We start from the raw sequence: 11,967 nt of genomic DNA, 5'->3' as shown, positions 1-11,967 counted from the left end.
ACCCGCTTGCGACAGCAAGCCGCGCGACGGCGGCCGGCCGCCCTCAGCCGGCCGCGCCTGACCGGCCGTCTTACGCGGCCGCGTCCTGTTCCTTGAAGATCTTGTCCGCGAGATGGAACGCGGAATTCGCGGCCGGCACGCCGCAATAGATCGCGGTCTGCAGCAGCACTTCCTTGATCTGGTCGCGCGTCACGCCGTTGTTGCGCGCGGCGCGCAGGTGCAGCGCCAGTTCCTCGCCGCGGTTCAGCGCGACCATCATCGCGATGGTCAGCAGGCTGCGCGTATGGCGCGGCAGGCCGTCGCGCGTCCAGATCTCGCCCCATGCATAGCGCGTGATCAGATTCTGGAATTCGTCGGTCACCTCGGTGCGGTTCTCGAGCGAGCGGTCGACGTGCGCGTCGCCGAGCACCGCGCGGCGCACCTTCATCCCTGCTTCGTAACGTTCCTGGTCGTCCATCGCCGTTACCTCACGCGTTCAGGAAATCGAGCAGCGCACGGTTGAAGCCGTCGGTGCACTCGATGTTCGAAATGTGCGCGGCGTCGAATTCGACGTGCAGCGCACCGGGAATCGCGGCAGCAAGCGCGCGGCCCTGGTCGGGCGGCGTCGACATGTCCTTCGCGCCGGTCACGACGAGCACCGGCAGCGTGATGCCCTTCACCTCCTCGCGCAGGTCGGCGGCGTTCAGCGCGTCGCAGTTCGCCGCGTAGCCGTCCTTGTCGGTATGCACGAAGGTGTCGCGGATCGCGTCGAACAGGCGCGGCTCGCGTTCGACGAATGCGTCGGTGAACCAGCGCGGCAGCACGGCGTCGGCGAGCGCGGCCATGCCTTCGGCACGCGCCTTCTGCGCACGCGGCACCCACACTTCCGGCGAACCGATCTTCGCGGCGGTATTCGACAGCACCGCGCGCACGATGCGTGACGGGTAGCGCGCGGCGAGCGCCGCGCCCGTCAGCCCGCCCATCGAAATCCCGCAGAAATGCGCGCAGTCGATGCCGACGTGGTCGAGCAGGCCGATCACGTCGCCGGCGAGCTGCTCGATCGTGTACGAACCGGCCGGCGCGTCGGAATGACCGTGGCCGCGCGTGTCGTAGCGCAGGATGTTGAAGTGCTGCGTGAGCGGGCGGATCTGCGGTGCCCACATCTGCAGGTCGGCGCCGAGCGAGTTCGAGAAGACGAGCCACGGCGCGTCGGCGCGCGCGGCACGGTCGATCCGGTAATGCAGTTTCACGCCGTTGACAGTGGCGAAAGGCATCAATGTTCTCCTGGTTGTTGCGCGCCCGCATGCAACGCGAGCACGGCGTCGACATAGGCCTGCGCCTCGCCGACGTAATGTGCGGGATCGAGCAGCCGCGCGAGCGCGTCGCGCGACAGGTGCGCCGACACGGTCGCATCGGCGGCGAGCACGTCGAACAGCGTCGCACCGGTGCGCACCGCTTCCTTCGACGCATGCTCGACGACATGGTGCGCATCGAGCCGGCCGATGCGGTCGCCGAGCGCGAGCATCACGGCTTCGCCGAGGATCAGCCCGTGCGTGAGGTCAAGGTTCGCGGCGAGGCGTTCGGTATTGACGTCGATCCCCGCGACGATCTGCGCGATCTGCGCGAGCGCGCCGCCCGTCAGGCGCGCGAGGTCGGGCAGCGCATCCCATTCGGCCTGCCAGCCGCCGAGCGCGCGTTCGTGCTCCTGCACCATCCCCGCGAACACGGTCGCGACGAGGCCCGGCGCGCGCACCGCGGCGGTCAATACCGCCGCGCAACCGACCGGGTTGCGCTTGTGCGGCATCGTCGACGAGCCGCCCTTGCCGGCGGCCGCCGGTTCGCCGAGCTCGCCGACTTCGGTCTGCATCTGCAGCGACACGTCGCGCGCGATCTTGCCGAGCGTGCCCGTCAGCATCCCGAAGCAGGACGCGGCTTCCGCGATGCGGTCGCGCTGCGTATGCCACGGCACGGCCGGCGCTTCAAGCCGCAGGTCGGCCGCGAGCGCGGCAGTGACGCCGCTCGCCTGCTCGCGCAGGCTCGCGAGCGTGCCGGCCGCGCCGCCGAACTGCAGCACGAGCGCCCGCGCGCGCAATTCGGCGAAGCGCGCGCGATGGCGCAGCAGCGCGTCGAGCCACTGGGCGAATTTCAGGCCGAGCGTGATCGGCAGCGCCTGCTGCAGCCACGTGCGGCCGATCATCGGCGTCGCGCGGTGCGTGCGCGCGAGCGCCGCGAGCGACGCGCACGCTTCGTCGAGCATCGGTTCGAGCACGTCAAGCGTGTCGCGCAGCTGCAGCACGGTCGCGGTATCGATGATGTCCTGGCTCGTTGCGCCCCAATGCACGAACTTCGCGGCCTCGGGGTCGTCGGCCTTCACCTGCGCGGTGAGCTGCTTGACGAGCGGAATCGCGAGATTGCCGCCGAGCGCCGCGCCGTGCGCGAGCGCGTCGGCGTCGAGCCGGCCGGCGTCGCATGCGCGTTCGATCGGCGCGACCGCGGTGGCGGGAATCACCTGCCGCGCGGCGAGCGCGCGCGCGAGCGCGGCCTCGACGTCGAGCATCCGCTGGATCGTCGCGCGGGGCGACCAGATCCGGTTGAGCGGCTCGGTGCCGCAGATGAGGGAGGTCAGGCGGGCGCTGTCTTCAAGCATGGCATCGGATTGGGGAAACGGCGTGTGCCTATTGTCCACCCAAGCGGGCCGGCCTGCGCGCGAGCGCACGCGCCGGCACGCCGGCGGTTCAGGCAGCGGCCTTCTGCGTCGCGTCGATCAGCGGCACGCCGGTCAGCTTCTGCAGTTCGTCGAACGACAGGTCGGTGAAGATCTCGCTCACCGCGAGGCCGTCGGCCGTCACGTCGAGCACCGCGAGATCCGTATAGATACGGCTTACGCATTGCACGCCGGTGACCGGATACGAGCACTGCGCGACGATCTTGCTTTCGCCCTGCTTCGTCAGGTGCTCCATCATCACGAACACCTGCTTCGCGCCGATCGCGAGATCCATCGCGCCGCCGACGGCCGGAATCGCATCGGGTGCGCCCGTATGCCAGTTCGCGAGGTCGCCGGTCGCCGACACCTGGAACGCGCCGAGCACGCAGTAGTCGAGATGGCCGCCGCGCATCATCGCGAACGAATCGGCGTGGTGGAAATACGCGCCGCCGGTGAGCAGCGTCACGTGCTGCTTGCCGGCGTTGATCAGTTCGTCGTCTTCCTCGCCCGGCGCGGGCGCGGGGCCCATGCCGAGCAGGCCGTTCTCGCTGTGCAGGAAGATTTCCTTGCTCGGGTCGAGGTGGTTCGCCACCAGCGTCGGCACGCCGATACCGAGGTTCACGTACGCGCCTTCGGGGATGTCCTGGGCGACGCGCTTGGCCATTTCATCGCGGGTCAGTCGTTTCATGTCGGGTCTCCTGGCGACCGGGGCTGACGCTTCAGCGCTTGCTCCGGTCCCATACAAAGTTCGGTCAGGCAGCTTGCGAAGCGGCGTGTTCGGCGGCCAGCTCGGCCGCGTGCGCGGCCTGCGGCACCTCGACGACGCGCTGGACGAAAATGCCCGGCGTCACGATGTGTTCCGGGTTCAGCGCGCCGAGCGGCACGACTTCCGACACCTGCACGATCGCGACCTTCGCGGCGCTGGCCATGATCGGCCCGAAGTTGCGCGCGGTCTTGCGGTACACGAGGTTGCCCCAGCGATCGCCCTTGTACGCCTTCACGAGCGCGAAATCGGCGTGGATCGGCGTCTCGAACACGTACGGCTTGCCGTCGATCACACGCGTTTCCTTGCCTTCCGCGAGCTTGGTGCCGTAACCCGTCGGCGTGAAGAAGCCGCCGATGCCGGCGCCTGCCGCGCGGATGCGCTCCGCGAGGTTGCCCTGCGGCACGAGCTCCAGCTCGATCTCGCCCGCCCGGTACAGCCCGTCGAATACCTGCGAATCGCTCTGGCGCGGGAACGAGCAGATGATCTTGCGTACCTGCTTCGCCTTCAGCAGCGCCGCGAGGCCGGTCTCGCCGTTGCCCGCGTTGTTGTTGACGATCGTCAGGTCGCGCGCGCCCTGCTCGATCAGCGCGTCGATCAGCTCGGACGGCATGCCGGCCGTGCCGAAGCCGCCGATCATGATTGTCGCGCCATCGTGGATGTCGGCCACCGCCGACTGGAGCGATTCGAAAATCTTGTTGACCATGTCTCTTCCTGATACGAACCCGCGGCTCGATGCGCGGCCTGTCGAGGGGACACGCGCGTGCCGCGTGCCGCGCCGGGGCCGACGTCGATCCCGGCATTTGTTCGCTAACCGAACCTAGATTCGATTAGCGAACGATGGGCCGATCATAGAGGCGCGCACAGCGCGTTGTCAAGGCGGGTTCCCTCGGGGGCCGTCGCGTCGTCGAACGGCAATCCGACGTAGTTTTCGGCGAGCGACTGCGCGGCGGCCCGCGAGCGCGTCACGTATTTCAGTTCGGCAAACTTCAGGCGATTGACGAACGGCGAGTCGTCCGGCGACGCGTGCAGCATGTTCGTCATGAAGTACGAGAAGTGCTCGGCGCGCCACACGCGTTCGAGGCAGGTCGCCGAATAGGTGTCGAGCGGCGTCGCGTCGCCCGTCCGGTAGCGTGCGCCAAGCGCGCGGGACAGCGCGCGGACGTCGGCCACCGCGAGGTTCATCCCCTTCGCGCCGGTCGGCGGCACGATATGCGCGGCATCGCCGGCGAGAAACAGGCGCCCGTGCTGCATCGTCTCCGACACGAAGCTGCGCATCGGCGTCACGCTCTTCTGCGTGATCCGGCCCTCGGTCGGCGTCCAGCCCGTGTCGTTCGAGAAGCGCGTGTGCAGTTCGTCCCAGATCCGCGCGTCGGACCATTCGGCGAGATCCTCGTCGGGCTTGCACTGCAGGTACAGGCGCGTGACCGTCGGCGAGCGCATCGAGAACAGCGCGAAACCGTTGTCGTGATGCGCGTACACGAGCTCGTCGAGCGACGGCGCGGCGTCGGCGAGGATGCCGAGCCACGCGAACGGGTAGACACGCTCGAACGTCTTCAGCCGCTCCGCGGGAATCGTCTGGCGCGCGATGCCGTGGAAGCCGTCGCAGCCGGCGATGTAGTCGCAGTCGATGCGGTCCGCGCGGCCGTCCGCATGCTTGAACGTGACGAACGGGTGCTCGCCTTCGACATCGTGCAGCGCGACGTCGCTGACCTCGAAGTGCATCGGGTGGCCGTGCTCGACGCCGGCCGCGATCAGGTCGCGCACGACTTCGTGCTGGCTGTAGACGGTGATCGCGCGCCCGCCGGTCAGCTCGGACAGGTCGATGCGATGGCGCCGGCCGTCGAACAGGAGTTCGATGCCGTGATGTTCGAGCCCTTCGCGGCGCATCCGGTCGCCGAGGCCGGCTTCGTTCAGCGTGTCGACCGTCCCCTGCTCGAGCACGCCGGCGCGGATGCGGTTCTCGCAGTATTCGCGCGAACGCGCTTCGACGAGGATGGAATCGACGCCTTGCAGGCGCAGCAGATGGGAAAGCAAAAGGCCGGACGGACCGGCGCCGATGATGGCGACCTGGGTGCGCATTGTTCGTCTCCTGAACATTGGTTCGAGTAATGGAACACATTTGAGCGCTTTCCCGACTATGCGGCAACGCGATTCAGGAGATATGTTGTATACGTTTTGACGATACTGGCCCGGCGATGGAAGCGCTCGATCTGAACCTGATTCCCTACCTCGTCGCGCTCGACGACACGCGCAACGTGAGCCGCGCGGGCGACCTGCTCGGCGTGAGCCAGCCGCGCGTGAGCACCGCGCTCGGGCGGCTGCGCGAGTATTTCGGCGATCCGCTGTTCGTGCGCACGTCGCGCGGGATGGAGCCGACGCCGCGCGCGCTCGCGCTGCTGCCGGCCGCTCGCGACGCGCTCGCGCAGATCGAGCGCGGCCTCGTCGCGCCGCACGACTTCGACCCGGCCGCGAGCACGCATACGTTCTCGATCGCGCTGTCGGACGTCGGCGAGATCGTGTTCCTGCCGAAGCTGCTGCAGGCGTTCGCGACGCGCGCGCCGCACGCGAACCTGCGTTCGGTCTCGCTCGCGCACGACGAAGTCGGGCGCGGCCTCGAAGCCGGGTCGATCGATCTCGCGGTCGGCTACTTCCCCGACCTCGACGGCAACAACTTCTTCCAGCAGCGGTTGTTCACGCACCGGTTCGTGTGCCTGATGCGGCGCGGCCATCCGTTCGAGCAGACGCCGCCGTTCACGGTCGAGCAGTTCCTCACCTGCGGCCATGCGGTGGTGCGCGCCGAAGGCCGCAGCCAGGAGGTGCTCGAGAAATATCTCGCGAAGCAGCGCATGCAGCGCCGCGCGGTGCTCGAGACGCCGCACTTCATGAGCCTGCCGTTCATCCTGAGCCGCACCGACCTGATCGCGACGGTGCCGCACGCGATCGGCTACGCATATGCGGCCGAGCACGCGTTCATCGTGCCCGTCGAGCCGCCGCTCGCGCTGCCGCGCTTCGACCTGAAGCAGCACTGGCACCGCAAGTACCACAACGATCCGCGCACCGCTTGGCTGCGCGGGGTCGTCGCGTCGCTGTTCAACGACGAGCAGGACGAATGGCCGAAGTGACGAAGGGTGAGCGCGGGGCCGCACGCACGACCCGCGAAAGCATGAAACAATGGCCGGATATCGGCCGCCGGAGGCGGCCTTCGATGGAGCCACTACATGGGTAAGGGAAAGAAAACCGTGCGGCCCGAGCCGGCCGTCACCCGGCCGAGCCGCGAAGAAGCGGAAGACGCCGTCCGCGTGCTGTTGCGCTGGGCCGGCGACGATCCCGCGCGCGAAGGCCTGATCGATACGCCCGCGCGCGTCGTGCGCGCGTACGAGCAGTTCTTCGCCGGCTACGCGCTGGAGCCGCGCGACATCCTCGCGCGCACGTTCAGCGAAGTCGACGGCTACGACGAGATGATCGTGCTGAAGGACATCCGCTTCGAGAGCTACTGCGAGCACCACATGGTGCCGATCATCGGCCGCGCGCACGTCGCGTATCTGCCGAACCATCGCGTGGTCGGCATCTCGAAGCTCGCACGCCTCGTCGACGCATTCGCGAAGCGCCTGCAGATCCAGGAAAAGATGACCGTGCAGATCGCCGACACGCTGTTCGACGTGCTGCAGCCGAAGGGCGTCGGCGTGATCCTCGAAGCCGCGCACCAGTGCATCTCGACGCGCGGCGTGCACAAGCCGGGCGTCGAGATGGTCACGTCGCGTATGCTCGGCACGTTCCGCACCGATCCGTCGACGCGGCGCGAATTCCTGTCGATCGTCGCGAATCCTTCTTCAGTCAACCTCACGAATACCTGATGGCGCAGACGAAGCAAGCGGCGCACGCGCCCGTCGTGCTCGTGACCGGCGCCGCGCGCCGAGCCGGGCGTGCGTTCGCCGAGTATTTCGCGAAGCACGGCTTTCGCACCGCGGTGCATTACGACCGCTCGGCCGATGCGGCGCAGGCAACCGCGCGCGCGATCGCCGAAAGCGGGCACGATGCGGTCGCGCTGCAGGCCGACCTGTCGGATGCCGCGCAGATCACCGCGCTGATCGACCAGGTGTATGCGCGCTTCGGGCGCCTCGACGTCTTGGTCAACAACGCGTCGGTGTTCTGGCAGGACCATTTCCCGAGCTTCGACCTCGCGGCGTTCGACCAGGCATGGGCCGTCAACTGCCGCGCGCCGATCCTGCTCACGCGGGCATTCTACGAACGGGCGCGCGCCGCCGGCACGCAGGGCGTCGTCGTGAACGTGGTCGACCAGAAGATCAAGGAAAACTTTCACCGCGACCACTTCAGCTACACGGTCGCGAAGGCCGCGCTCGGCAACCTCACGCAGATGCTCGCGCTGTCGTCCGCACCGGTGCTGCGCGTGAACGCGGTGTTCCCCGGGCTGATGCTGCCGAGCGACGACCAGACGCAGGCCGATTTCGAACACGCGAGCCGCGCGTCGACGCCGCTCGCGCGCATCGCCGGCCCCGACGACGTCGCGAGCGCGATCCTGCTGCTGACCGGCAATGCGTACAACGGCGTGGATTTCGTCGTCGATGCGGGACAGAACCTGATCCGCGTCGACCAGGACGTGCTGTACAAGCACCGCTCGCCGGACGGCAAGCACTGACGCACACGGCGCGCGCCCGTGCGAAGCGGGCGCGCCGCCGCCCGCCGCGTTACGGCTTCTCGGCGCTCCCGCCTTCGCGAACCTTGCCCTGCGCGACGCTGGTGCCAGGCGGCACGCTGTGTGTGAGCCACACGTTGCCGCCGATCACCGAGCCGCGTCCGATCGTCACGCGGCCGAGAATCGTCGCGCCCGCGTAGATCACCACGTCGTCCTCGACGATCGGGTGCCGCGCATTGCCCTTCACCAGCGCGCCTTCGCCATCGGCCGGGAAACTCTTCGCGCCGAGCGTGACGGCCTGGTACACGCGCACGCGCTCGCCGATGATCGCGGTTTCGCCGATCACCACGCCGGTGCCGTGGTCGATGAAGAAGCTCGGGCCGATCTGCGCGCCCGGGTGGATATCGATGCCGGTGGCCGAGTGCGCGATTTCATTGATGAAGCGCGCGAGCAGCGGCACGCCAAGCCGGTGCAGCGCGTGGGCGAGCCGATGGTGCATCATCGCGAACACGCCGGGGTAGCACAGCAGGATCTCGGTGATGTGCTGCGCGGCCGGATCGCCCGCATACGCGGCCTGGATGTCGCTGACGAGCAGCGCGCGGACCGCCGGCAACTGCCGGCCGAATTCGCGCGCGATCTCGAACGCGCGTTCGTCGAGCTCGGCGAACGGCGTATCGGCATGCTCGGGCAGGAACGGCAGCGCACGGCGAATCTGCTCGGCCAGGATGCGCAGCGTGCTTTCGAGCGTGTGGCCGACATAATAATCGACGCTTTCGTCGGTCAGGTCCGGTGCGCCGTAGTGCGTCGGAAACATCGACGCGCGCAGGCCGGTCACAATCTTGCAGATCGCATCGCGCGACGGCAGTTCGCGGATGCCGCGCGGATGGCGCGTGCGATGGAGTTCCTCGCGCGACTCGCGCAAGCCGGCGACGATTTCTTCGAGGCCCCACTGACGGGCGGGTGATGTCGACATATGCCAATGCACGCGGCCGCGCTCGGTCGCACGGCCGCTAATAAAGTGACGGGTTCCGCAAGATTACCGCGTTTTTCGTCCGGGAGCGGGACACCGGGGCTCGACCGGACGGCCAGTGCTGCACCGGCGCGGCGGCGTCACATCGTGACGCTGCTCGCGTCGATCCATCGCACGGCCCAGTCGCGCGCGTGCGCGATCGCGTCGCCTTCGTCGTTGAACTGGAGCTCGATCGGAAAAAAACGGTTCGCAACGAGCTCCCCGTCGCTCGATCGGGAGATCACGACGTAGGGCTTGAACGACCCGTCGCTGGCGCGCGCGGGCGCGCAATTCAACAGATAACCGCGGTGCGTGAAGGCAGTAGTCGCTTGCATGAATCCGCCACCTCTAGTCCCTTGCTTTGTTGTTCACTACCCGTCTCCAAGGGGTGCTGCGGCGCCCCGGCGCGGGCAGAGGCGGCGCGTCTGCATCCCCTGTCGCCGCTTCGCAGGAAAAGAATCATACTCTGTAGAAAACGTGTCTTCTAGCTGAAATAAATCATGACAAATCAGTGCGCGCCGCGCGGCTGCGGCGGTCGCTCGCGCGCCTTTTCCCGTCGTGCCCGGAACGGGATTTGCTTCGATCCGGAGCGTTTCGCCGCCAGGAGAGCCGCGATGGAATCATCCGGTCAAACAGGTCGTGTGCATCCGCGCAGCATCGAGCTCGACAACGACGACACGCACGACAGCACGGTCGACACCGACGGCAAGAACCGCGAGGCGTCGCGCCTCGCCGGCGGCGGGCCGATCTCGCCCGACCAGATCACGCGCAGCAATGCGTCGCTCGTCAACGCGATGCCGGAAGCCGGCGACGGCTTCGCCGGGTTCGACAGCCGCCCCGGCGGCAACCATCCGGCATTCGCGCTGCGCGCGGGCTACATGGTGATCGAGAAAGGTTTCGACGCGCCGGCTCCGGGCGACGCGCCGTTCGGCCCCGTTCACAGGATGTACGGCAGCGCGTACTGGCCCGGCCACGGACGGCGGCCGGAACGCATCATCGAACTGACGGCCGTACCGCGATAGCCGGCGCGCCGTTTGAATCGATCGTTCGTTTGCGCAACGGCACCGGTCGGCGACCGGTGGCGGCGGACCGGCGTGCGCGATCGATGCTCGATTGAACGATTTCACGCATCGGCATCCACGGCTTCATGCATGCCGCGAATCGTGCCAATGCCCATGCGTTGATCGAAGTCATGTCGAAACGGCCCGGTTGCGATTGAATGGCGACACGGGCGGTGCATCGACGTGTCTGTCGCGCCCGGCTGGTGCATGTCCTCATGCGTTCCCGCCGCCGACGCGCGCGGCGGCCACGACCGAGCCGCACGCGACGCACCCCGCGTCGCGCGGTGCGGCATGCGCCGCACGCCTGGCCGTTCGCCGCAGCGGCAGGCGCCGTGCGGCCGCGCGACCCGGCGGGCGCCGCACTGCAAAGTCCCCGCCGTTGGTTTACCCTGCCTCGCAGCATCGCGCATTGCCCAGCCCGATCGGCCATCCGGCCGACTTCGTTTCAACCCGCCATTCGGAGACACTATGTACAAGCGTATTCTGGTTGCCGTCGACGGCAGCGACACGTCCCGCCACGCGTTCGATGCCGCGCTGGCGCTTGCGAAAGCGCACGGCGCCGAGCTGCAACCGTTCTACGTCGTCGAGAACGCCGCGATCTACTACAACGTGCCCGGCTACGATCCGTCCGTGCTGCGCGATCAGCTCGTCGCGCAGGGCAACGCACTCGCGCAGGATTTCACGAAGCTGATGCAGGCCGCCGGCGTGAAAGGCGAAACACGGCAGAACGAAGCGACGTCGCTCAACGATGTCTCGTCGTTGATCCTCGATGGTGCAAAGGCGTTCGGCGCCGATCTGCTCGTGCTCGGCACGCATGGCCGCCGCGGCTTCCGCCGCCTCGTGCTCGGCAGCATCGCCGAACAATGCGTGCGGCACGCCACCGTGCCCGTGCTGCTGATCCCCGCGGCCGCGAACGTCGACGAACAGCCTGCCTGAACGGTATCCGGCACGCGCCGCCGGTCGCGACGTTTTGTCACCCGACAGCGGCAACTTGCGGTGGGACAATGATTCCGTCGATCCAACGCCGGAGTAAACGATCATGCTGACGCCCGTCGCCACACGTCCCGCCGCCACGCCGCACACCGGTAGCTGGGCGCCTCGCCAGGCCGCGCACTGCTCGTCGTGCGCAATGCGGCACCTGTGCATGCCGCAGGGCCTGGCACCCGAAGCACTCAGCCGCCTCGAGTCGGTCATCTGCGCGGCGCGCCCCGTCAAGCGCGGCGAAGCGCTGTTCCGCGAAGGCGACGCATTCGACAACCTGTACGCGGTGCGCTCGGGTTCGCTGAAAACCGTCGCGACCCGCCACGACGGCCGCGAACAGGTCACGGGCCTGCATCTCGCCGGTGAAGCGCTCGGCCTCGACGGCATCTGCGACGATACCCACCCGCGTACCGCGGTCGCGCTGGAAGACAGCTCCGTCTGCGTGATCCCGTACAGCGCGCTCAAGGCACTGTGCTCGGAAGCCGGCTCGATGCAGCTGCGCATGCACAAGCTGATGAGCGAACAGATCGTGCGCGAAACGTCGCAAACGATGCTGCTCGGTTCGCTGAATGCGGAAGAGCGCGTCGCCGCCTTCCTGCTCGACGTGTCGTCGCGCTACCTGAAGCGCGGCTACTCGCCGTCGGAATTCAACCTGCGGATGACGCGCGAAGACATCGGCAGCTATCTCGGCATGACGCTCGAAACGGTCAGCCGCACGCTGTCGAAGTTCCAGAAGCGCGGCTTGATCGAAATGCAGGGCCGCCACGTGCAGATCGTCGACTTCGACGGCCTGCAGCACGTCTGATCCCGCTC

General features: G+C 67.9%; 14 protein-coding genes. 6 read left to right on the top strand and 8 right to left on the bottom strand.

Annotation, left to right across the window (positions count from 1 at the left end; genetic code table 11):
- Positions 1-70: 70 nt before the first annotated feature.
- From pcaC to pobA, 6 genes are all read right to left on the bottom strand, one after another.
- Positions 71-457, bottom strand: a complete 387-nt coding sequence (pcaC, locus tag AC1VVG_RS20315; protein WP_034189743.1) for a 4-carboxymuconolactone decarboxylase — start codon at positions 455-457, stop codon at positions 71-73.
- Positions 458-467: 10 nt separating this feature from the next.
- Complete coding sequence (gene pcaD, locus AC1VVG_RS20310) at positions 468-1,253, bottom strand: 3-oxoadipate enol-lactonase (protein WP_059556389.1); 786 nt, start codon at positions 1,251-1,253, stop codon at positions 468-470.
- Positions 1,253-2,626 (bottom strand): 3-carboxy-cis,cis-muconate cycloisomerase, encoded by a 1,374-nt coding sequence (locus AC1VVG_RS20305; RefSeq protein ID WP_482836078.1) that lies wholly within the window; start codon positions 2,624-2,626, stop codon positions 1,253-1,255. Before AC1VVG_RS20305 ends, pcaD begins: the two co-directional genes overlap by 1 nt.
- 88 nt (positions 2,627-2,714) lie before the next feature.
- Positions 2,715-3,371 carry a CoA transferase subunit B gene (locus tag AC1VVG_RS20300; protein WP_034189746.1) on the bottom strand — a complete coding sequence of 219 codons (657 nt, stop codon included), beginning with the start codon at positions 3,369-3,371 and terminating at the stop codon, positions 2,715-2,717.
- Between the two features lie 64 nt (positions 3,372-3,435).
- Positions 3,436-4,152 (bottom strand): 3-oxoacid CoA-transferase subunit A, encoded by a 717-nt coding sequence (locus tag AC1VVG_RS20295; protein ID WP_021157587.1) that lies wholly within the window; start codon positions 4,150-4,152, stop codon positions 3,436-3,438.
- A 143-nt stretch (positions 4,153-4,295) separates the two neighbouring features.
- Entirely contained in the window at positions 4,296-5,528 is a 1,233-nt protein-coding gene (gene pobA / locus AC1VVG_RS20290) for a 4-hydroxybenzoate 3-monooxygenase (protein WP_034189748.1), read from the bottom strand.
- A gap of 116 nt (positions 5,529-5,644) precedes the next feature.
- Here pobA and AC1VVG_RS20285 point away from each other — a divergent pair, with 116 nt between their 5' ends.
- The 3 genes from AC1VVG_RS20285 to AC1VVG_RS20275 all read left to right on the top strand — a co-directional run bounded on the left by AC1VVG_RS20285 (position 5,645) and on the right by AC1VVG_RS20275 (position 8,106).
- Positions 5,645-6,571 (top strand): LysR family transcriptional regulator, encoded by a 927-nt coding sequence (locus AC1VVG_RS20285; protein WP_049030913.1) that lies wholly within the window; start codon positions 5,645-5,647, stop codon positions 6,569-6,571.
- 96 nt (positions 6,572-6,667) lie between these two features.
- Complete coding sequence (gene folE / locus AC1VVG_RS20280) at positions 6,668-7,303, top strand: GTP cyclohydrolase I FolE (protein ID WP_034189750.1); 636 nt, start codon at positions 6,668-6,670, stop codon at positions 7,301-7,303.
- On the top strand, positions 7,303-8,106 hold the full coding sequence (locus AC1VVG_RS20275; RefSeq protein WP_482836077.1) for an SDR family oxidoreductase: 804 nt from the start codon (positions 7,303-7,305) through the stop codon (positions 8,104-8,106). Before folE ends, AC1VVG_RS20275 begins: the two co-directional genes overlap by 1 nt.
- A 49-nt stretch (positions 8,107-8,155) precedes the next feature.
- Here AC1VVG_RS20275 and epsC read toward each other — a convergent pair whose 3' ends face one another.
- Both epsC and AC1VVG_RS20265 read right to left on the bottom strand, forming a co-directional pair.
- Positions 8,156-9,076: a serine O-acetyltransferase EpsC gene (epsC, locus tag AC1VVG_RS20270; protein ID WP_034189752.1), complete on the bottom strand. Its 921-nt coding sequence runs from the start codon at positions 9,074-9,076 to the stop codon at positions 8,156-8,158.
- 137 nt (positions 9,077-9,213) lie between these two features.
- Positions 9,214-9,447, bottom strand: a complete 234-nt coding sequence (locus AC1VVG_RS20265; RefSeq protein WP_034189753.1) for a hypothetical protein — start codon at positions 9,445-9,447, stop codon at positions 9,214-9,216.
- A gap of 279 nt (positions 9,448-9,726) precedes the next feature.
- Between AC1VVG_RS20265 and AC1VVG_RS20260 the strand changes: the two genes are divergently transcribed.
- The 3 genes from AC1VVG_RS20260 (at position 9,727) to fnr (ending at position 11,959) form a co-directional block, all read left to right on the top strand.
- Positions 9,727-10,134: a DUF3005 domain-containing protein gene (locus AC1VVG_RS20260; RefSeq protein ID WP_034189754.1), complete on the top strand. Its 408-nt coding sequence runs from the start codon at positions 9,727-9,729 to the stop codon at positions 10,132-10,134.
- Positions 10,135-10,641: 507 nt separating this feature from the next.
- On the top strand, positions 10,642-11,109 hold the full coding sequence (locus tag AC1VVG_RS20255; protein WP_034189755.1) for a universal stress protein: 468 nt from the start codon (positions 10,642-10,644) through the stop codon (positions 11,107-11,109).
- Positions 11,110-11,212: 103 nt separating this feature from the next.
- Positions 11,213-11,959: a fumarate/nitrate reduction transcriptional regulator Fnr gene (fnr, locus tag AC1VVG_RS20250; RefSeq protein WP_034189756.1), complete on the top strand. Its 747-nt coding sequence runs from the start codon at positions 11,213-11,215 to the stop codon at positions 11,957-11,959.
- The last annotated feature ends 8 nt before the right edge of the window (positions 11,960-11,967 follow it).

It is taken from the genome of Burkholderia sp. L-4 (assembly GCF_056856535.1).
This window is presented reverse-complemented; position numbering and strand designations above follow the sequence as displayed.

Excerpts from the sequence above, each read along its gene's own strand:
- AC1VVG_RS20260 (WP_034189754.1), top strand. The coding sequence starts at position 9,727 with ATGGAATCATCCGGTCAAACAGGTCGTGTGCATCCGCGCAGCATCGAG.
- pcaD (WP_059556389.1), bottom strand. The coding sequence starts at position 1,253 with ATGCCTTTCGCCACTGTCAACGGCGTGAAACTGCATTACCGGATCGAC.
- AC1VVG_RS20305 (WP_482836078.1), bottom strand. The coding sequence starts at position 2,626 with ATGCTTGAAGACAGCGCCCGCCTGACCTCCCTCATCTGCGGCACCGAG.
- folE (WP_034189750.1), top strand. The coding sequence starts at position 6,668 with ATGGGTAAGGGAAAGAAAACCGTGCGGCCCGAGCCGGCCGTCACCCGG.
- epsC (WP_034189752.1), bottom strand. The coding sequence starts at position 9,076 with ATGTCGACATCACCCGCCCGTCAGTGGGGCCTCGAAGAAATCGTCGCC.
- AC1VVG_RS20275 (WP_482836077.1), top strand. The coding sequence starts at position 7,303 with ATGGCGCAGACGAAGCAAGCGGCGCACGCGCCCGTCGTGCTCGTGACC.
- AC1VVG_RS20300 (WP_034189746.1), bottom strand. The coding sequence starts at position 3,371 with ATGAAACGACTGACCCGCGATGAAATGGCCAAGCGCGTCGCCCAGGAC.
- AC1VVG_RS20295 (WP_021157587.1), bottom strand. The coding sequence starts at position 4,152 with ATGGTCAACAAGATTTTCGAATCGCTCCAGTCGGCGGTGGCCGACATC.
- AC1VVG_RS20255 (WP_034189755.1), top strand. The coding sequence starts at position 10,642 with ATGTACAAGCGTATTCTGGTTGCCGTCGACGGCAGCGACACGTCCCGC.
- AC1VVG_RS20285 (WP_049030913.1), top strand. The coding sequence starts at position 5,645 with ATGGAAGCGCTCGATCTGAACCTGATTCCCTACCTCGTCGCGCTCGAC.
- pobA (WP_034189748.1), bottom strand. The coding sequence starts at position 5,528 with ATGCGCACCCAGGTCGCCATCATCGGCGCCGGTCCGTCCGGCCTTTTG.
- fnr (WP_034189756.1), top strand. The coding sequence starts at position 11,213 with ATGCTGACGCCCGTCGCCACACGTCCCGCCGCCACGCCGCACACCGGT.
- AC1VVG_RS20265 (WP_034189753.1), bottom strand. The coding sequence starts at position 9,447 with ATGCAAGCGACTACTGCCTTCACGCACCGCGGTTATCTGTTGAATTGC.
- pcaC (WP_034189743.1), bottom strand. The coding sequence starts at position 457 with ATGGACGACCAGGAACGTTACGAAGCAGGGATGAAGGTGCGCCGCGCG.